Source organism: Collinsella sp. AK_207A, assembly GCF_902501965.1.
GTDB lineage: Bacteria > Actinomycetota > Coriobacteriia > Coriobacteriales > Coriobacteriaceae > Collinsella.
In genome coordinates this window covers 319569-339290 of record NZ_CABWID010000010.1, presented here as the reverse complement: position 1 = coordinate 339290, position 19722 = coordinate 319569, and the positions used below count along the sequence as shown (strand labels likewise).

General features: G+C 62.1%; 12 protein-coding genes and 2 tRNA genes. 1 reads left to right on the top strand and 13 read right to left on the bottom strand.

Annotation, left to right across the window (positions count from 1 at the left end; translation table 11 throughout):
• Positions 1-39 precede the first annotated feature (39 nt).
• The 9 genes from dnaB to GDJ97_RS02940 all read right to left on the bottom strand — a co-directional run bounded on the left by dnaB (position 40) and on the right by GDJ97_RS02940 (position 6136).
• A complete protein-coding gene (gene dnaB / locus GDJ97_RS02980; RefSeq protein ID WP_152069719.1) occupies positions 40-1434 on the bottom strand; it encodes a replicative DNA helicase in 1395 nt (464 codons plus the stop codon).
• Positions 1435-1994: 560 nt separating this feature from the next.
• A complete protein-coding gene (rplI, locus tag GDJ97_RS02975; RefSeq protein ID WP_152069718.1) occupies positions 1995-2525 on the bottom strand; it encodes a 50S ribosomal protein L9 in 531 nt (176 codons plus the stop codon).
• A 12-nt stretch (positions 2526-2537) separates the two neighbouring features.
• Entirely contained in the window at positions 2538-2810 is a 273-nt protein-coding gene (rpsR, locus tag GDJ97_RS02970; RefSeq protein WP_152069717.1) for a 30S ribosomal protein S18, read from the bottom strand.
• 46 nt (positions 2811-2856) lie between these two features.
• The gene (locus GDJ97_RS02965) at positions 2857-3345 is read right to left on the bottom strand and encodes a single-stranded DNA-binding protein (RefSeq protein WP_152069716.1); all 489 of its coding nucleotides are present in this window, start codon (positions 3343-3345) and stop codon (positions 2857-2859) included.
• Positions 3346-3395: 50 nt separating this feature from the next.
• Positions 3396-3692: a 30S ribosomal protein S6 gene (gene rpsF / locus GDJ97_RS02960; RefSeq protein WP_152069715.1), complete on the bottom strand. Its 297-nt coding sequence runs from the start codon at positions 3690-3692 to the stop codon at positions 3396-3398.
• A 352-nt stretch (positions 3693-4044) separates the two neighbouring features.
• Positions 4045-5199, bottom strand: coding sequence for a DUF4013 domain-containing protein (locus GDJ97_RS02955; protein WP_193221287.1), 1155 nt, complete (start codon positions 5197-5199; stop codon positions 4045-4047).
• A 4-nt stretch (positions 5200-5203) separates the two neighbouring features.
• A complete protein-coding gene (locus GDJ97_RS02950; protein WP_152069713.1) occupies positions 5204-5755 on the bottom strand; it encodes a hypothetical protein in 552 nt (183 codons plus the stop codon).
• Positions 5756-5901: 146 nt separating this feature from the next.
• Positions 5902-5992 (bottom strand) — tRNA-Ser (locus GDJ97_RS02945).
• Positions 5993-6045: 53 nt separating this feature from the next.
• A tRNA-Ser gene (locus GDJ97_RS02940) sits at positions 6046-6136 on the bottom strand.
• Positions 6137-6294: 158 nt separating this feature from the next.
• Between GDJ97_RS02940 and GDJ97_RS02935 the strand changes: the two genes are divergently transcribed.
• A complete protein-coding gene (locus tag GDJ97_RS02935; protein WP_152069712.1) occupies positions 6295-7068 on the top strand; it encodes a trimeric intracellular cation channel family protein in 774 nt (257 codons plus the stop codon).
• 287 nt (positions 7069-7355) lie between these two features.
• Here the strand turns inward: GDJ97_RS02935 and typA are convergent, their stop codons facing one another.
• The 4 genes from typA to GDJ97_RS02915 form a co-directional block, all read right to left on the bottom strand.
• Entirely contained in the window at positions 7356-9194 is a 1839-nt protein-coding gene (typA, locus tag GDJ97_RS02930) for a translational GTPase TypA (RefSeq protein WP_152069711.1), read from the bottom strand.
• A gap of 117 nt (positions 9195-9311) precedes the next feature.
• Entirely contained in the window at positions 9312-9761 is a 450-nt protein-coding gene (locus GDJ97_RS02925) for a hypothetical protein (protein WP_152069710.1), read from the bottom strand.
• Between the two features lie 613 nt (positions 9762-10374).
• Positions 10375-14391: an alpha-L-fucosidase gene (locus tag GDJ97_RS02920; RefSeq protein ID WP_193221286.1), complete on the bottom strand. Its 4017-nt coding sequence runs from the start codon at positions 14389-14391 to the stop codon at positions 10375-10377.
• Between the two features lie 237 nt (positions 14392-14628).
• Complete coding sequence (locus GDJ97_RS02915; protein WP_152069708.1) at positions 14629-19713, bottom strand: glycoside hydrolase N-terminal domain-containing protein; 5085 nt, start codon at positions 19711-19713, stop codon at positions 14629-14631.
• Positions 19714-19722: the final 9 nt, after the last annotated feature.

The window sequence follows — 19722 nt, the reverse complement described above, 5'->3', positions numbered from 1 at the left end:
CCCCTCTATTATAGTGGCCGCGCGCGCCACCACCGCCGACTACTGCTCGGCATCCTTCTCCAACTCGAAGAACTTCGTGCTGGAAGGCAGGAAGACGAGGTCCACGTCGCCGATGGGGCCGGAACGGTTCTTGGCGAGCACGATGCGCGTGATGCCCTCGCCCGGGCGGTCGTCGCGGGCCGCCTCCTGCTCGGAACTCGAGCGGTCCAGAAACATGACAATGTCGGCGTCCTGCTCGATCGAACCCGATTCGCGCAGGTCGGAGAGCTGCGGACGCTTGCCGGTACGGCTTTCAACCTGACGCGAGAGCTGCGACAGCGCGATCAGCGGCACCTCGAGCTCCTTGGCCATGATCTTGAGGCCACGGCTCATCTCCGATACCTCGACGGCGCGGCTTTCGGCACGGCGCCCGGCAGGCGGGTTCACGAGCTGCAGGTAGTCCAAGATGATGATGGACTTCTCCTTGTTGTGCGTCATGCGGCGCGCCTTGGCGCGAATCTCGGTCACCGTGGTGCCGGGCGTGTCGTCGATGAGGATGTCCAGCTGCGAGAGCTCCGCGGTGGCCTCGTTGATGTTGACCCACTCCTGCGGCGAAATCTTGCCAGTGCGGAAGTTGGACATGTTGATCTGGGCGTGCGCGCAGATAAAGCGCTGCGCGATCTCCTTGCCGCTCATCTCGAGCGAGAAGAAGGCCACGGTATAACCCTCGGCAGCCGCGTTCAGGGCCAGGTTCAGCGCGAACGAGGTCTTACCCACGGCGGGACGCGCGCCGATGATGATCAGCTGGCCGGGACGCAGGCCCATGAGCATGCCGTCCAGGCTCGGGAATCCCGTGGGGACGCCCTGGGCGATACCGCCCGCCTGGCAAGCCTCCTCGGCTTCGGCGTAGGCCTCCTCCATAAAGGTCGAAAGCGACTTGTAGGAGCTCTTGACCTCGCGGGCCGTCACCGAGAGCAGCATACTCTCCGCGCGCTCGATGACCTCCTTGGTATCGGTGGGCGCGTTGTAGGCGAGCGCGTTGATCTGGTTGGTGGCGCCGATGATCTCGCGCAGCATGGCATCGCGCCGCACGATGCCGGCATGGTGCTGCCAGTTCACCAGCGCGAGCGTGTTACCCATGAGCTCGAGGATGTACGCCTCGCCGCCCACGGCCTCGAGTTTCTCGATAGACGTGAGGTAGTCGACGAGCGAGATGGCGTCGATAGGGACGTTCTTGTCGTACATCTCGTGCATGGCGAGGAAGAGCGTCTTGTGCGCCGGCCGGTAGAAGTCATCAGGCAAAAGCTCCACCAGGGCGCCCTCGACCACCTCGCGGGACAGCATCATGGCGGCGAGCACGTTGGCCTCGGCCTCGGTATTGTTGGGCGGCGTCAGGCGCGCGCCGCGCTCGAGCACGCCGGAGGCGCCCCAAGAGGAATCGGTCGAAGCGTCCATGCCGCTCCTTTCATGCCATGCATCATGCGTTGGAAACCCCGCCAGCATCGGCGGGGCTACCATGGTAGGGCATCCGGAAAACTCCGCCAAGCGTGTCAAGTGCAAATGTCAAGGCTCTGTCATGCGGTTTTGTTAATCCACTGCCGCTTGGGGAAAAACATGCCCGCGCTCCCCTGCGCAAACGATGCTTTTCAACACTTTCCACATTTTTTGCCGCGCAAGAAAATAGTTTTCCACAGCCCACCTTACAAAGCTCTGACGTGCGGAAAGCCTATGTAGACGGGGTGGTATCGCTCCAACATACCTGTGATGGTTTCGTGAATGCGCAGGTAGTGAAGGCTGTTTTAGCGCATTACGTACAAAGCCGCAGCATAGCGAGGGTGTTCAGGATTCACTCGGCCGTTCCCGCCCCGCCCTGCTTGATAACGGTTTTCCCCAGCTCTGCGCTCCACCGCGGTGAATTTTGACCAGTTGCGCGCAGAACGACAGCCAGCCAACAAAAATCGCGCCGTGCCTCTGAGCGACACGGCGCGATCACGAAAGCGAAACCTCAGACGAGCCTACTCGGCGTCCTCGGCGGTCTCCTCGGCGGAAGCCTCGACCTCGACGTCGACGACCTCCTCGGGAGCGGCCTCCTCCTCGAGGGCCTCAACGCCCACGAGCACGGTGACCTCGGCCTTGATATCGCGGTAGAGCGAGATCTCGACCTGGTAGCTACCAGCGACCTTGATGGGCTTGCCGAGCTCGACACGCTTGCGGTCGACCTCAACACCCAGCTGGTCCTTGATGGCGTCGGCAATCATCGCGGCGGTGACGGAGCCGAAGAGCACGCCTTCGTCGCCCACCTTGACATCCACGGTGACGGCCTTGTCGGCAAGCTGCTCCTTGGTGGCGTTGGCCGTGGCCAGACGCACCTCCTCGCGCTTGGCGATGTTGTTGCGACGCTCCTCGAGCTGCTTCAGGTTGCCCTTGGTGGCAGCCACGGCGAGCTTCTTAGGGATGAGGCAGTTCTCGGCGTAGCCCTGCGCAACGTCGATAACGTCGCCCTCGCCGCCCTTGCCCTTGATCTCATCAAGAAGAATGACCTTCATTGCGTTCCCCTCCTAGTCGCGATCGCGGTTGCGGTTGCCACGGGAGGAAACCACGGGGACGGTGTACGGAAGCAGCGCCATCTCACGAGCGCGCTTGATGGCGTTCGCGATGTCGTGCTGGTGCTGCGTGCAAGCGCCGGTCACACGGCGCGGCTTGATCTTGCCGCGATCAGTCGTGTACTTGCGAAGGAGCTGCGTATCCTTGTAATCGATGTACTCGGTGTTCTCCTTGCAGAACTGGCAGTACTTGCGACGCGGCTGACGTGAAGAATAATCATTAGCCATGTCATAAGCCTTTCAATAAGTGCGGAACACCCGTTAAGCCCGAGGGCTAGAACGGGATGTCCTTGTCGTAGACGTCGGCCACGGGAGGCATCTGCGGCGCGGGCGCCGGCTGAGGAGCGGGTGCGGCGTAGCCCTGCTGCTGCGGAGCGTACCCACCGCCCTGGTTGCCGTAGCCACCACCGTAGCCACCCTGGCCTGTGCCCTGCTGGCCGCGCGACAGGAACTCGATTTCATCGACGATGACCTCGAGCTTGCTGCGGCGCTGGCCGTCGCGCTCCCAGGAGCTGTAGCGAAGCTTGCCCTCGATCGCGACCTTGGAACCCTTGGAGAGGTACCGGGCGACGGCCTCGGCGCGGTTGCCGAACATGGTGCAGTCCACGAAGTTGGGGTAGTCCTCCCACTCGTTGGTCTGCGGGTTGCGACGGCGGTCGTTCACGGCCACGCCGAACGACAGCACCTGCGTGCCACCGGCGGTCGCGCGCAGCTCGGGGTCGCGCGTCAGGTTGCCCGAAATAAGAACTCGGTTGATGCTCATGCTCGTTCCCTACCTCTCTGACGGGCGCAGGGCCCGCACTTCCATTACACCTACTCCTTGATGTCCTCGCGGCGGACGATCATGTGGCGCACCACAGCGTCGGTGATGCGGAGCACACGATCGAGCTCGGCGATCGTGGAGGGGTCTGCGTGGAAGTTGATGAGGGTGTAATCGCCCTCGACGAGCTTGTCGATGGCATACGCGAGCTTGCGCTTGCCCCAGTCGTCAACGTTGTCGACGGTGCCCTTGCCCTCAGCGATCGTGGTGTCGATACGCTTCATGACGGCGAGGCGAGTCTCGGGATCGAGAGCCGGGTCGACGAAGAACAGCAGTTCATAAGCCTTCATATTGTCACCTCCTCTGGGCATAAGGCCCCGGGTCGTGAAGGTGCGCCCGGAGCAGGAAAAGACCGACATAGTATAGCCCATGCCGCGGCTGCTCTTGACGACCTTGCTGTTCCACCCTCATGACATCCACATTTTCCTTAGCGCCACCACTATGGCATACGCCACGGACACGTTCTGAACCAAATGTCTACCCAATCTCAGCCAGCGCTTCCATACAACTACGCCCCATCTGAACCGGGCAGCTCAGACAGGGCGCGTACAGGGTATTCAACCGGATAACACGCGGATGAAACCACAAGGACTACATGCGCCCCGCGACCGTTTAACCGTGCGGGGCGCATCGTTGTGGAGGTTACGAGAAGGGCGAGTCCTCGTGGGGCTCGCCGGCGGTGTCCTGGGCCGCCTCCTCGCTCGGAGCAGACTCGCCGGCATCCGCCTCAGCGGGCGCCTCCGCAGGTGAGGGGCTTGTCTCGGGCGCGGCGGGCTCGACCGTCGGCTCCGCCGCCGGCTCAGGGGCACCCGCCGGCTCGGATGCATCCACGGCCGGCGCGGCAACCACGGTCTGCTGATCCCGCGCGGGGTTCGTCGGCGCCGGCGCATTCCATCCCGAGGCGCCCTGGCCAAAGTCCAGCGGCACGCCATCGGGCAGCGGGTCGGCGGACTCGCCCCAACGCGCCAGGTCGAAACGGCAGAACCACTGGCCCACGGCGTTGATGCTCACGAGCTCCATGGCAATGCCCACGCACGCACCCACGAACGCCAGCGCGATGATCACAATCAGGAACACCAGGGCCGTGGCCGGGCCCATCTGCAGAAACGCCATCACAATACCCTGCACGCCCTCGACGGAACCCGCCATAGCGGAGGCAGAGACCACGCCGATGAAGCTACCCAGGAGCATGACGCCCATGACGGCGCCCAGCAACACGCCATACACCCAATTCACCAGCCCCGTGAGGATCGAGACCACGCACAGCTGCACGAACCCCTTGGGATCGCGCCCGATCATCTGGCCCAGACGATCCACACGCCAGCCGGCAACAAAACCGTCATAGATGGTGGCACGCATCATCGCGATTGAGAAGAAGGTGCCGATGGGCAGGCTCACCACCGTGCTCACGAACGAGGAGGGCGCACCCGCAACGCTCGTGGACCGGTTGAACAACTCGGCGAAGCCGGCCGTGCCCGGGAACGCGAGCAGCACGTTGCCGGAACCAAAAACGATCGTCTCGATGATGGCGAGGATGACCGCCATGCTGAGGCCCACCAAGAAGGCTATGCCACCCGTTCGCATGATCTTGCCAACCTGCACGTTGGACTGCTTGGGCGCGGAGTCCACGCCCCACGCGGTCAGGCGCGCCCACTCAAAGCCGTAGCCCAGCAGCGCGATCTGCCCCACCACGGGAATGATTCCCACGATCGCAAGCACCATGACCGGCTTGATCCAGCCTTTATCGCGCGTGAGCATCTCCCACGACGACTTAAACCCCAGAACGTGACTTCCCATGCCCCTACTCCTCAACTTCCTGCGCGGGGGCGTTTTCCCGCTCTCCGTCTTGTTCGTTTGCATCCCCGCCCGAAGCGTCTTCCGCGCGCTCGCTCGCCTGTTCCACCAGGCCGGACACGATGGGCTTGGTGCCGCGCGGATAGAGCGGCTTGGCCGTGCCGGCAGAAGCGGGCGCGTCGGCAAAGTGATAGACGCCGTCTTCCACCTCGTAGACCTGCGCGAGCAACGTGGCAAAGGCCTCGCCGCGGCGGGCGATCTCGCACACGATGGCGTCAATCCTGCCAGAATCAAGGTCCACGAATCCGTCGTAGCACAGCACGTAGGCCTCGGGCAGCTCCTGCGCCAGCAGGGCGCGCACCGAGTTGTAGATATCGTCCGCGCCCTCGCCGGGATGATCGGTTACCACAAAGCCATCCGAGGTGCAGAGTACGCTGAACGGGCACATGCCGCCGTCGCGCTCCAGGCACTCGCGCGCATCGGCCAGCGCATGATCGAGGGCGGTGCGCTGGGAATCGGTCAGCATGACCTCGGTTGTGGACATATCGGTCTTGAACATATCGCTCCTTCCGTGTTCATGAAAGCAGTGTATACGTTCGCGATGCGCCGCGAACGTAACGTCTCCGCAATTAACGGTCGAACGGCGGCTGCGGCAAAACGTCAGCAGCTCACAAACGCGGCGATGAAGCTGTTGAAAAGGAAAACTGGCGGAGGAGGAGGGATTCGAACCCTCGTACGGGGAACACCCGTAAACGGTTTTCGAGACCGCCGCATTCAACCACTCTGCCACCCCTCCGCTTGGGGTGAACGCGGCGCGCCCAAAGAGTGGGACACGCCGCGGAAAGGTACTGGCGGAGAGTCAGGGATTTGAACCCTGGAGACGCTTTTGGCGCCTACACGATTTCCAATCGTGCTCCTTCGGCCACTCGGACAACTCTCCTCATGTAGCATCGGCTATTGTACCGGATACCGCGCCGTGCGCAAGCCCGTATTTTCAACTACGCGGAATGTGCAGTTCAGAATGCGGAATCGCGCGCCGGCAGGACGTGTAAGATGATGCCGTTTTGAAGTACGGATCGCAGCCCAAAGGAGACGCGGATGACGCTCGGAGCAGTATCGATACCGGTCACCCTGGCCGTCTCCCTCTCCAGATGCATCGCGGACGCGCCGGTCTCCGTGCCCATCCAGCTGGAAATGATCGCGGTTGTCGCGGCGAGCATCGGCGGCGCGCTCGCCGCACGGGACCGCAACCTCGACCTCATCGGCTCGGTGGGGCTCGCCGTGGTGTGCTCGCTCGGCGGCGGTCTGCTGCGCGACATAATCCTGCAGGTGGGCGACGTCTACATCCTGAACCAGCCGCTCGCCCTGCCTATCGCCATCGCCACGGCGGGCATCGTGTTCCTGTTTCCGCGCTTCGTGGCCGACCAAGACCGGCTCATCGCGATCCTCGACATCTTTGCCGTGGGACTCTACGCCGCCACCGGTGCGGACAAAGCGCTGGTCTACGGCTTTGATCCGCTCGTAGCGGTGATGATGGGGTTCTTCACCGGCGTGGGCGGCGGCATGATCCGCGACATCTGCGTGGGCGAGACGCCCTACATCTTCCAGCGCGGGAACCTCTACGCCATCGCCTGCATCGCGGGCGCGGCAACCTACGTGGCGCTTCTGGAAACCGGCATGGTGTCCAACATCACCGCGCTCGTGGTCTGCGTGGCGGTGACCATGCTGCTGCGCTGGCTCTCGCTGCGCTACAACATCCTCTCTCCCACCGAGGTGGACCTGCACCAGGTGGCCGTCAAGACACGCCACATCGCGCGCGCCACCGCCTGCGCCCCGCGCCGCACGCGCCGTCGCAAGAACGCCAAGCGATAAAGCAAAAGCAGGCACCCCATCTTGCAAAGGCGCCTGCCTCTTCGTTCCCACAACGCTCCCGACTGCGTGCTATCCGCGCTTGAGGGCGATCTTTGCCGCGCGCTTGAGCTGCAGTGTCAATGAGATGCGATGGGATCGGGATATAAAGAACCTCCCATTCTTGGACTGGAAAGGAGAGTCCGAGGAATGGGAGGTTTCGTTTTGACGACATTCGACGTGTCGGCGCGGGCAACCTCTTCGAGAGACAGCTCGTTTACGCAGCATCAGCGCGTTGCCGGCTCCTCAACTTACTTGTTCAGGTTCATCGCCTTGACGTTGGCCTTCTTGCGGGCAATGGCGTCCAGGATGCGCTTGCGCATGCGGATGTTCTTGGGCGTGACCTCGACCAGCTCGTCGTCCGCGATGTACTCCAACGCCTCTTCCAGCGAGAACGTGCGGGGCGGCACCAGCTGCACCGAGATGTCGGCCGTGGAGCTACGCTGGTTGCCCAGGTTCTTGGTGCGCGCAATGTTCACCACCATGTCGCCCGGCTGGTTGCGCTCGCCCACGAGCATGCCCTCGTAGCACTCGGTGCCCGGCTCCACGAACAGCTGGCCGCGCTCCTGCAGCGTACCGAGCGCGTAGGCCACGGCCTTCTCGGTGGTCATGGAAATCATGGCGCCGTTGTTGCGGCCGCCGATCTCGCCCGCGTAGGGACCATACTCCAGGAAGGTGTGATAGAACACACCCTCACCGTGGGTGACGTTGAGGATGCGGTTCTTGAGGCCCATGATGCCACGCGTGGGGATCTTGAACTCGATGTGCGTGACCGTGGTGCCCGTCTCCATGTTGGTCATGGTGCCGCCGGCGTTGCCAAAGACCTCGATGACCTTGCCGGCGTACTCGTCCGGGCACTCCACCACGGCCTGCTCGACGGGCTCGGTCATGTTGCCGTTCTCGTCCTTCTTGAAGAGCACGCGCGGGCGGCCCACCTGGAACTCGAAGCCCTCGCGACGCAGCGTCTCCATGAGCACGGAGAGGTGCAGGATGCCGCGGCCGGAAACCTCCACGCCGCTCTTGTCCTCGAGCTCCTCGATCTTCATGGTCACGTTGTTCTCGCGCTCGGCGAACAGGCGCTCCTTCAGCTGGCGGGCTCCGACGATCTCGCCGTCGCGGCCGACGAGCGGCGAGGTGGACGCCTCGAAGATGATGGAGAGCGTGGGCGGGTCGATCTCGATCGGCTCCAGCGAGACGGGGTTCTCGGGGTCGGTGTAGACGTCGCCGATATCCGTGCGCTCGATACCCACCACGGCGGCGATGTCGCCGGCCTGCACCTCCTCGCACTCGGTGCGGCCGAGGTAGTCGAAGGTGAAGAGCTGCTTGACGGTGGCCTGCTGCTGCGTGCCGTCGTTCTTGACCACGAGGATCTTATCGCCCTGGTGGATGGTGCCGGAGTAGATGCGGCCGATGCCGATGCGGCCCACGAAGTTGCTGTGGTCGATGGTCACGCACTGCATGGCGAGCGGACCCTCGGGGTCGGCCTCGGGCGCGGGCAGGTCCTCCAGGATCATGTCGAGCAGCGGGTACATGTCCATGTTGTCGTCGTCCGGCGAGAGACGCGCGTAGCCGTTCACCGCGCTGGCGTAGACCACGTGCTCCATGGCGAACTCGAGCTGCTCGTCAGTGGCACCCAGATCGGCCATGAGGTCCAGGCAGTCGTTGTAGGCGCGTTCGGGATCGGCACCGGGACGGTCGATTTTGTTGATGACGATCATGATGGAGAGGCCCGTGTCGATGGCGTGGCGCAGCACGAAGCGGGTCTGGGGCATGGGGCCCTCAAAGGCGTCCACGAGCAGCAGGGCGCCGTCGGCCATGCGGAGCACGCGCTCCACCTCACCGCCGAAGTCGGCGTGGCCCGGGGTATCGATGACGTTGATCTTGACGTCCTTGTACTCGATGGAGATATTCTTGGCCAGGATGGTGATGCCGCGCTCGCGCTCCTGGTCGTTGGAGTCCAGCACGCGGTCCTCGACCTGCTGGTTGGCGCGGAAGGCGTCCGTGGCGCGGAGCAACTTGTCCACGAGTGTGGTCTTGCCGTGGTCAACGTGGGCGATGATGGCGATGTTCCTCAGATTGTCTACGCGCATGTAGTTCCCCTATCTTCTATCCATATACGAACGGCACGCGTATGCGACCCGTCCAGCAATACAACGCTCGGCGGGAATATTGAGCCTTTTACCGAAAACTCGTCTATTTTAGCGATTTTAGATAAGAGGGGTTTCCTCACCTGCAGGTTCAGGGTCGCTCCACATAAAACCATCGCCGGCGCCCACGCCCTCGTACAGCACGTAGGCCGAAAAACCACTCTCAAGCGAGGTCTCAAAGAAGCTCACGAGCAGGGCGTCATGATATCCGCCCTCGACCTCGACGCAGCCGGCATAGCCGATGGCATAGCGCGCGATGCGGCCCAGTCCCTCGTCCTTGAGGCCCATCTTATGCTCCGAGATAAAGTTGTTAGCCGCCTCGAGGCAGGCCTCCTCGCCGTCCTCGTCAAGGGCCGCCAAATAACGGTTGCACTCGGCGTCCTCGATGGCAACGACCACGCCGGGGTTCTCCCCCGCGGCAAGATCATCCAAGAACGCACCGATAAGGTCGCATACCATGGCATCGAGCTCTACAGAGACAACGCCTGCATCCTGCATATCCTGTGCCATCTTTAGACCTTTCCATAGCACTCGACGACATGAAAGCTTCCGGACCTCGTCCGCGATCATCGCAGCGGCGTCACGTGCGCGAAGCATGTCCGCCACACGGCGAGCGAGCGCGCCGATCTAGCTGGTGAGCATAAAAGCATCGACCGCCCTCAGACAACCAGGCCCGCCGAAATCGAAAAACCAAGTGCACCGACTGTACCACGAAGACGGGAAAAGAGCGCGGTGGCGACGCCGGCGATAACGATCAACTTTATTGAGGCGCCCCGCCGCTCGCGCAGCGCGCGCCCGCATGACACATGCGAGCCGCGCGGCTTCCGAAGCCTCGGGGCGCATCGTTTCCTCGCGGACGATGGCGGCAACCTCAACCGATCCAGTCTGAATGGAACGTGAGCGAAAGGGGGAGTCGACTCCGACTGAGCGGAGCGCTCACACAAAACGATGAGCGACGGCACGGGAGCGGCGGGCTTGACAACGGTCTCTATGTCGACACGAACTTCTGCCGCATAGCGAATTTGTCAACGATTGGGCTGATCGAGCCCACGCGCCCATTGCGTCTTGGCGCAAAAATGGAGCGCCCCCTGGAGGGCGCTCCTTGACGGACCATGCGAAAAAACTAGCGGCGGCGCTTGCGGTCGATCGCGCGGGCCGCCGCGAGGGCGGCGACGCCGGAGCCGCCGGCGATCACGGCGCCCAGGAGCGACGCGTCACCGGTGCGGGGAAGATCCTTCTTGGAAGAACCGGACGGCTTCGCCGCGGCGGGGCCGCTGCCGGCAGGCTTGTTGCCCGTGTTACCGGCGTTGTCACCCGGGTTGGGGGTCGGCTTGGGCTTAGGCTCGGGCTTAGGCTCGGGCTTGGGGTCCGGGCTGGGCTCGGGCTTGGGGTCCGGCTTAGGCTCGGGCTTAGGCTCGGGCTCGACGGGCTTCTCGGCCAGGGCGCCACGGGCGTCGTTCAGGGCCTTGAGGGCGCCGTCGACCTGATCCTGCGTGGCGGCCTCGTTGCCGAGCACGTCCCGCGCGGAGGCGAGGGCGGCCTGGAAGGCGGTCCAGGTCTCGGCAGTGTAGCCGTCCTCGTCCAGGGCGGAGGCGTCATCGATGGCCTTCTTGAGCTCGTCCTTGCTGACGACGGGCTTCTTAAGCGTGATGTCGAACTTATCAAGACGCGGCGCGTTGGCGTTGCCGGGAGCGCCGACCGTCAACGTGGTCGTACCAGATTTCTTGGCAACGAGGTCGAAGGTGACCGTCTTGAGATCGCGAGGATTGGTGTGACCTGCGGACACGGAATCAACCGCCTCAAACACGCCCTCGTCGTCGGAGAGTTTGATCGCGTTCTCGGCGGAACCCGAGGAGTACGTGAGCGTCACGCTGTAGGTGCCAGCGCGCTCGACCTTCACGCGATAGGACACGGCGTCGCCGTTCATGATGGCATCCACAACCTTGCCGCCGCTGGCACCGTCGAGAGGCATGACCGTCATGGGATACGTGTTTCCCCACTGGTCGGCGTCGTTGGAGTGGTCATCGACCATCGTGCCGTCTTCGGCCTCGATCGTCACGGTCTCGCCCGACTTGGTCGGGAAAGCGAAAGCAGGAGCTTCGGCGAGAGCATCGCGAGCATCGTTCAGAGCCGCAAGAGCATCGTTGACCTGGGCCTGGGTTGCCTCCTCGTTATCGAGCACGGTCTGGGCGGCGGCGAGGGCGGCCTGGAAACTCCTCCAAGACTCAGCCGAGTAGTCCTCGGCATTCAACTCGTCAGCCTTGTCGACAGCCTTTTGGAGCGCAGCCTTATCGGCAACTGCCCTCTTCAGCGTGATGTCGAACTTGTCCAGGCGCGGAGCAGAGGCAGAACCGGGAGTGCCGACCGTAAGGGTGGTCGTTCCGGCCTTCTTGGCAACAAGATCGAACGTCACCGTCTTGAGCTCGCTCGGGTTCGTATGACCGGCGGAAACGGAGTCGACGGCCTTGAACACGCCGCTGTCGTCGGAAAGCTTGATCGCGTTGGACGCAGAGCCCGAAGAGTACGTGAGCTTCACGCTGTAGGTGCCGGCGCGTTTGACGTTCACGCGATAGGACACGGCGTCGCCGTTGTTGATGGCGTTCACGATCTTGCCGCCGCTTGCACCATCAAACTCAACGATCTTCATGGGATAGTTGCCGCCCCACTGGTCGCGATCGTTGGAGTGATCGTCGTGCATCGTGCCGTACTCGGCCTCGATCGTCACGGTCTTGCCCTCCTCTGAGGGGAAGGCAAACGACAGGTTGTCCATGGCGGCCTGCAGGGCCTTCATAGCCTTGCGCACCTCGGCACCCTTAACGTCGCCGTTATCGGCGGCGTGGCGAGCAGCCTCGATAGCGGCGTTCAGCTCGGCGATGGAATCGGCATTAAAGTTAGCCGTATCCAGGGCCTCGGCACGGGCGATGAGCGCGTTGCACGCCGCGTCGAGGTCGGTGATGGTGACGTCTGCCACGCCGTGGTAGCCAATGACAACGCCCTCGCCAGTCTTAACCGCAAGAGAAACCGAGAACTGCTTGTCGCCGTTGGCAGCAGAGCCAGTCACAACGCGACGGGTCTTGATATTGACCTGTTTCTCGGTCTCGCCGTCTGCGAAGGTGACTTCCTGCGGCGTGGTATCGAAGTTGTCCTGGATGGCGGAGCCAGGCTCGGGCTGGACGACCAGCGTTACAGAACCCTTGGAGCCACCCGTACGACGGATGGTAAAGGCGTGAATGCTGTCCTCGTCCATGGTGACATTGGTCTCGGTGAAATCGAACATACCGGTGCTGTCGTTATTCAGATAAGCAGCGGCGTCGATGCCGACGGTACCCGTCGCCTTGATAACAACGTTATGCGTGCCGGGATTGAGCGTATCGGACTCAAAGAGCAGTGCCGGAACGGTGCGAACGGAATCGTGCGTGTCGACCGTCTGGGGCGCGCCGCCGTCGACGGAAACGGTAAACGTGCTGTGATTCGGATCCTTGGTTCCCACGATGGCAAACTTGGTGCCCGTGAAGCTAAAGGAGGCCGTGGCGCCCGACTGCGTGGTCCACATGCTCGTACCCTTGAAGCAGCCGTCAATCTTCTCGGCGTTCCAACTGCCGGTCTTGGTCATCTCGGTGTTATCGATACCGGTCATGCCCTCGGGCAGCGGAGCCGGCTTCTCAAAACCACGAGACGCCTTGTACAGGCCAAACTCAGAAATCTGAGGCAGACGCCACTCGGAATTGACAAAGTTGTGCGTGGTGAACGTAACCTTAACGGCGGTCGCCGTCACCGCAGCGCCACGAACAAGGCGCTTGGCACCGATGGTGCCGCCGCGACCAAAGTCGATCCAGGCACCGTTCTCCTCGGTCTGATAGGACACCGTAAAACCAGAGATGCGCTGACCGTTCTGAATAGCCTCCTCAATGGAGACGATATCGAACGTGGTGGGCTTGGGCAGCTTGACGGTAAGCGTCTGGTCGGTTGCACTCTTTGCGCACCAATAGGTATCGTCCTTACCATCCAGAACCTTGGAGGCACCGTAGTCCTCGTTGTCGTTCCAGGTGCTGCTGGCCTGGGCCGTAGCGGCAGCGCGGCCCTTGTCGTTGGCTCGCGTCAGGTCGTCCTTGAACGACTCCTTGATACTCTGGCCAAACTCGCGCACGCGGTCGGCAATGGCGGTGTCGAGCTTGCCCTTGTTGTTGGGCGGTACGTTCAACAGCAGCGGAGCGCCGTGGCCGACGGACTGGAAGTACATATTGCCCAGCTCGGTAAGCGTCTTGGGAGTGTTCTTGGTCGTACCCCAGAACCAACCGGAAGTGATGCGAGCATCGGCCTCGGGGACGAGCCACTTGTCGCCATCGGCGAAGCCCTTGCTGTAGCCGCCGCTCAGGTTGGTGTTGAAACCGTCCTTGGCGCTGGTATCGGTCTTGCACGGGCCCCAGGTAGTGTCGTGCGCAAGACCGTTCTCGTTGCCGATCCAGCGGATACCCGCAAAGGTACCGCCCTGGAAGATCTGGCAGTCGTCGCCCTCGAGCTCGTTGATGGTGTTGTACCAGCGCTGGAAGTCGTACACCTGGGCGTTGGCGCCGGAACCCTTGGCGCCGTCCATCCAGACCTCAACGAACTTTCCGTTGTTGCCGTACTTCTGATTGCCCAAGATCTCCCTGAGCTGACCATCGTAGTAGTAGTTGTAGTTGACCTTGGGATCGGTCGAAGTGCCGATACCGGGCGCTTCGCCATTGGAATAGCCATATGAAGCATCGTGAATATCCCATGGCGAGAGATACAGGCCCATGTCCAGGTCGTACTTGGAGCAGGCGGCCGAAAGCTCAGCTAGGATATCGCCCTTGCCACCCTTGTACTGGGTGACGCCACCCATGTCGTACTCGGTCAGATCGGACTGCCAAATGCAGAAGCCGTCATGATGCTTGGCGGTAACGACGAGCCTTGTAAAGCCAGCTTCCTTGATGGTCTTGACGTAATTCTCGGCGTCAAAATCTTCCGTGAGCGTAAAGATCTCGCTCGGGGGCTTATTGCCGTAATTCTCGCCCCACTCGATCTCGTTGAAGGTATTGGGACCAAAGTGGCAGAAAGCGGCGAGCTCGTCCTTTTGATACTTATACTGTGCAGCGTTGGGAACAACGCTATTTTTCACAGGAGCATCTGCGGCAAACGCAGACACCGGAGCCACAGCAAGCGAACCTGCCGCCGCAAAGAGCAACGCGGCAGAGGCGAGCGCTCGAGCTCCCACCTTCCTCAATGATTGAGCGTGTTTGAACATGCAGTCCCCTTTCGGATTATCAAGCAGAGAATCGGACGCGGTGACATCCGACCGCCCTTCACAGCCCAGGGGGCGAACCCGCAGACAACGGGCCCGCCCCGATAAACAATGTCAACGGCGGCGCTTGCGGGCGATCGCGCGGGCCGCCGCGAGGGCGGCGACGCCGGAACCGGCGGCGATCACGGCGCCCAGGAGCGACGTGTCACCGGTGCTGGGAAGGTCCTTCTTGGAAGAACCGGACGGCTTCGCCGCGGCGGGAACGGCGCCGGCGGGCTTGTTGCCCGTGTTGCCGGCGTTGTCACCCGGGTTGGGGGTCGGCTCGGGCTTAGGCTCGGGCTTAGGCTCGGGCTCGGGCTTGGGGTCCGGGCTGGGCTCGGGCTTGGGGTCCGGGCTGGGCTCGGGCTTGGGGTCCGGGCTAGGCTCTGGCTTGGGGTCCGGATTGGGCTCAACAGGCTTCTCGGGACCCTCGTAGGCAAAGTGCGCGGCGGCGGGCAGAGAGACCTGGCCGCTGGAGGACTGAGCGACAACACGTACGTGATACGTCTCGCCCTTCTCAAGGCCCTCAAGCATGACGGACGTCTTGTCAGTCACCGTAAGCTCCTGACCGTTGAGGTACACGCGATAGCTCAGCGTGCCGCCCATGGGATCGGTCGACGCGGACCAGCTCAGCGTGGCTTTGCCGTTCTCCTCGGTTGCCTTCACCTTAAGATCGGCAGGCACGCTCGGTCCCTGCTCGGATGCGGTCGGGAGCGTGGAGAAGTTACCCTTGATTGCCTTGGCGGAAGCTCCGCCAGCGCGGTTAAGTGCTACGACGCTCACGTCGTACGCGGTCGCCGCATCAAGGCCGGTAAGGTGAACGTACGGAGTGTCAACGGTAACCTCCTGCGGCGTAGAGGCGGCACGGGCGGAACCCGTTGCAGTGTAGGTAACGCGGTACGAATCGGCACCCTCAACGGCGTTCCACAGAACCGCCGCAGACTGTGAGTCGATGGCTGCAAACCTAAGCTCAGCATCGGCGGGAATCACGGGAAGGGGCAGTTCGGCAGCCTCAAGAGCACCAGCGGCGGCCGTCAGGTCGGCGGTGGCCTTCTGGACCTGTGCTGCGGTGGCGGCGAGATCGTTCATGACGCCGAGCGCGGCCTTCAGTGCCTTGTCGAACTGATTCCACGTTGCAGCGGTGTATGCGTCCTTCTTCTTGCCTGCATGAGCCTCGATAGCCTCCTGCAGGGCCGTCTTGTCTGCGACGGAATTGGGGGCGACGACCTCGAAGTAGTCAATGTTCGCGTTGGTCTTGCCATCGCGCGCGACGGCAGTCAGTTTAAGCGTGTGCTCGCCGTTAGTAAGGCCAGTCTTCTCAAAGACCTTGGTCTTGGCAGCATCGGCGCCGTCCTCGCCCAAGTCGACACGATCGAGCTGCTGGCCGTCGAGCTCCACATCAAAGGCGCCGCAGCTAAAGTGCTTGTGAGCATAGGCCTTGATACCCGTGCCGTTAAACGTGATGCTCACGCTCGCACCAGCGCTGGCCTCGGTCTTGGAGCCGCCGTGATGCTTATGGGGCTCGCCACCCCACGTGCTCCAGCTACCCTCCCAGGTAAGTGCGGGGTTCGGATGCGATTGGTCGGTGGAGTCCTCGACAACGGTCGTGGCCTCGCCTGCAACGGCAAGCGTGATGTCGCACGTGCCCGAAACACCAGAGGCGTCCTTGGCGCTTGCCTTGACCTCGACCACACCGCCATTGCCGGTAACGGTCAGCAGGCCGTTCGCATCGATGGTGCCGGCGGCGTCGCCGCTCTTGGTGCGAACCGACCACGCCACGTCAGAAGCGGTGGCGTCGGCCGGAGCAACCTTGGCGGTCATTTGAAGGGTAGAACCGCTCTGAGAGAGAACGTTCATGCCGTTAGCAGCCTTGACGGTAATCTTGCTCACTGCCACCGCATTCTTGTCCAGAACGCGGAAGGCGTCGAGCTCGACCTTGGTACCCGAGGCTGCCTGGGTGCCCTTCTGAGCCGTAGCGCGAACGACAATCGTGTGGATGCCGGGCTTAAGGTCATCCTTGGAGAAGACAGTCTGCTGGCGCGTCGTCGAGGCCGCGTACGTATCGACGGTTTTGACAACCGTGCCGTCGATGGAAATCTCAAACGTGCCGCGGTCCCTGTTCTTGCAGGTGATGACCTCGATGCCCGTGCCCGCAAACGTCAGCGTGGCGGTATCGGAACCCGTGGGCTCGTTGAGGTACTTAATGGTGCCGGCATAGTTGTCAGAATCCTTGTCCCAGTTGCCCCAGTTGCCCTGATAGGCGATACGGGAGTCTTGGTCATCGATCATGCCGGCCATGTTGCGCAGGTCCTTGACATCGACAGCGTCGCTCAGCTCGCCGGCGGTGCCATTGGAGACGGCGCGAACGCGATACGATACCTTACCCAAGAAGTCGTAGGCCTCGCCATCGGTAAACGACGTTTCCTTAAGGTCGGAAACGCACGTCACCCAGTCGCCGTCGCCAACCTTGCGCATCACCGTGTAGGTGACATCGGTGCCCTCGGGAGCCTCAATGGCATTCCAGGAGAGCTCAACGGCGTTGTCGGCGGCCTTTAGGGCACGCAGGCCCGAAGGAGCGCCGAGCTTAACACCCGCAGGAATCATGCTCAGCGTGTACACGCCGCCCTGCTCGGTCTCAAACGAAATGCGATCGTTCGAGAGAATCTTGCAGTCAACGGGGTTGCCCTGAGCATCCGTCACAACACCCAAAGAGCATCCAGGGACGTTAACGGTGGCCGTACCGCCGTTGCGGGACTCAATGGTCGCCGAGTTAAGACGCGACTCATTCCAGTCCATGGACACGACAAAGTTACCGCGTGCCACGAGGCCCTTGACCGAGCCCTTGCTCCAAGCGGAGGGAAGCGCCGGCAGCATATCGATGTAGCCGCCACTGCTCTGTAGGAGCATCTCGGTGATACCGGACGTGGCGCCAAAATTGCCATCAATCTGGAAAGGCGGATGCGTATCCCACAGGTTGGGATAGATGCCATTTTTGAACAGGTCGCCGAGAAGCTTGTAAGCACGGTCTCCGTCGCGCAGATGGGCCCAGGTATTGATGCGCTGGCCCATGCCCCAACCCGTGCTCTCATCGGTACGAAGATTCATGGACACGCGGGCGGCGGCGAACCACTCGGGCGTATCGACCGAGATGAGCGTGCCCGGGAACAGGCCGAGCATATGGGAGATGTGGCGATGATTGTAGCCTTGGGTACCCGGCAGCGTATTGCCAGAAGCGTCTTTGTTGAAGGCATCCTCGATATACCACTCTTTGATCTGCCCATCAGAGCCGATCTCGATCGGGGTGCGCAGGTTATCGAACTTATCCTGCCATACAGCCAGGACCTTGGGATCCTCGCCCACGATTTTGCCTGCCTCGATGGCATCGTGGAACAGTTGCCAAATCAAAGCCTGCTCATAGGTGTTACCAGCCGTACGCGGACCATGCTCGGGCGAATACGTAGGCGAGGTGATGTACTTGCCGTTCTCATCGCGAACGAGCAGCTGAGCATACAGCTGCGCCTCCTCGCGGAGCGCGGGGTAGATATCGCTCTTAAGGTACTCAACGTTGCCCGTGTAGCGATAGGAGTCATAGGTATTCTGGAGAATCCAGGGCACGGCCGCGGGCGACCATCCCCAGTCGAAGCTCCAACCCGGGCAGGTCCATCCAAAGGGCGTGTTCTGCGTATGGGCCATAAAGCCGTTTGCCTCGCCCTCGCTGCTCTCGACACCCGCATATACCTTGGCGGTCACACGGCCGGGCTCGCGAAGGCTGTCGATATAGGAAACGAGCGGGCGAGCGGACTCCGCAAGGTTCGTGGAGTACACGGGCCAGTAGTTCATCTGCAGGTTGACATTCATGTGATAGTCCGAAGACCAAGGCGGGTTGTTGGAGTTGTTCCACACGCCCTGCAGGTTGCTGGGGAGCTGGGAATTCTCACGCGAAGATGCCACGGTCAGGTAACGACCATACTGGAACAGCATGGTTTCGAGCAAACGACGCTCGGGCTCCGTGGCCGTACCGTTGTTGTACGCCTCGAGCAGCTTATCGGTCGGCTTGTCGGAGGCGGCCCCGTCGCCCAGGTTGAGGCTGACGCGGCTCATGAGCGCGTTCATATCGGCGACATGTTTGGCGCGAACGGCGTCATAGCCCTTCGCAGCTGCGGCGTCGGCCGTAGCCTGAACGCGGGCGTGCAACTGCTCGGCAGACTCGCCCGTACGATACGCAGGATAGTCGTTCTTATAATCCGTTGCCGCGGCAACGAAGAACGAGATCTTGTTGGCGCCGGTGACAACCAGTTTGTCACCGGATGCCGTGACGGTACCGCCCTCGGTCTTAACCTTGAGGACGGAATCGTATTTGAGCTGGTTATCGGAAACAGCGCCCGCAAGGGTGAGCTGATCGGCCGAGACAATCGTCTGGCCGCCTTGTTTGGAAGGGAACGTGATTTCGACGTTCATCGGTTCACCCTCAGAGGTGAACTGGCCGGCGATCACGTTATCGGGGTTGCTGGCAAAGAATTCACGCTTATAAGAGGTACCACCTTGCTTGAAGGAGACGCCGGCAAGGCCATTCTCGATATCAAGGGAACGCTCGTATTCGCTTGCCCCGGAATCAGAGAGGCCGTTGACCTTAAAGTAGATGTCACCCCAGGCCTGATAAGCTCCGTAGCCGTCCTTCGTACCCACAAGTTGATCGCACAGGGTCGAGGCCTGGCCACTCTTGCCCTCGGCAAAGAGCTTCTGGATGTTTTTGAGCGTTGCGCCGTTATTGCCCTTGTTATCAAGGTTGCCGCCCTGATAGTTGGGGCGAGACGCGCTCGGACCACCCGTCCAAAGGGTCTTCTCATTGAACGTGAGGTGCTCGGTTGCGACCTCACCGTACACATTGGCGCCCATATCGCCGTTGCCGATGGGTAACGTGCGCTTTTGCCAAATATCATTGGCGCCTCCGCCGTGTGCACTTGCCGACTCTCGATACCAGAGCTTCAGCGGGCTCGTCACCTCGTCCTGTGTCTTGTGGGTGTTTGCTCCATCGTTAGCAACCGCCCACGCGATTCCGGGATTTGGCACCATGAGCGCAACCGCCAAAACAAATGCGAGCGTGCCCTTGAGTGCGCGGCGCGCACGATGCATCGGAGGTGGCATCCTGCGTTGTGCCATACCTTCTTC

Bases quoted from the DNA above. Each gene is read 5' to 3' on its own strand.
- dnaB (WP_152069719.1), bottom strand. From the start codon at position 1,434: ATGGACGCTTCGACCGATTCCTCTTGGGGCGCCTCCGGCGTGCTCGAG.
- rplI (WP_152069718.1), bottom strand. From the start codon at position 2,525: ATGAAGGTCATTCTTCTTGATGAGATCAAGGGCAAGGGCGGCGAGGGC.
- rpsR (WP_152069717.1), bottom strand. From the start codon at position 2,810: ATGGCTAATGATTATTCTTCACGTCAGCCGCGTCGCAAGTACTGCCAG.
- GDJ97_RS02965 (WP_152069716.1), bottom strand. From the start codon at position 3,345: ATGAGCATCAACCGAGTTCTTATTTCGGGCAACCTGACGCGCGACCCC.
- rpsF (WP_152069715.1), bottom strand. From the start codon at position 3,692: ATGAAGGCTTATGAACTGCTGTTCTTCGTCGACCCGGCTCTCGATCCC.
- GDJ97_RS02955 (WP_193221287.1), bottom strand. From the start codon at position 5,199: ATGGGAAGTCACGTTCTGGGGTTTAAGTCGTCGTGGGAGATGCTCACG.
- GDJ97_RS02950 (WP_152069713.1), bottom strand. From the start codon at position 5,755: ATGTTCAAGACCGATATGTCCACAACCGAGGTCATGCTGACCGATTCC.
- GDJ97_RS02935 (WP_152069712.1), top strand. From the start codon at position 6,295: ATGACGCTCGGAGCAGTATCGATACCGGTCACCCTGGCCGTCTCCCTC.
- typA (WP_152069711.1), bottom strand. From the start codon at position 9,194: ATGCGCGTAGACAATCTGAGGAACATCGCCATCATCGCCCACGTTGAC.
- GDJ97_RS02925 (WP_152069710.1), bottom strand. From the start codon at position 9,761: ATGGCACAGGATATGCAGGATGCAGGCGTTGTCTCTGTAGAGCTCGAT.
- GDJ97_RS02915 (WP_152069708.1), bottom strand. From the start codon at position 19,713: ATGGCACAACGCAGGATGCCACCTCCGATGCATCGTGCGCGCCGCGCA.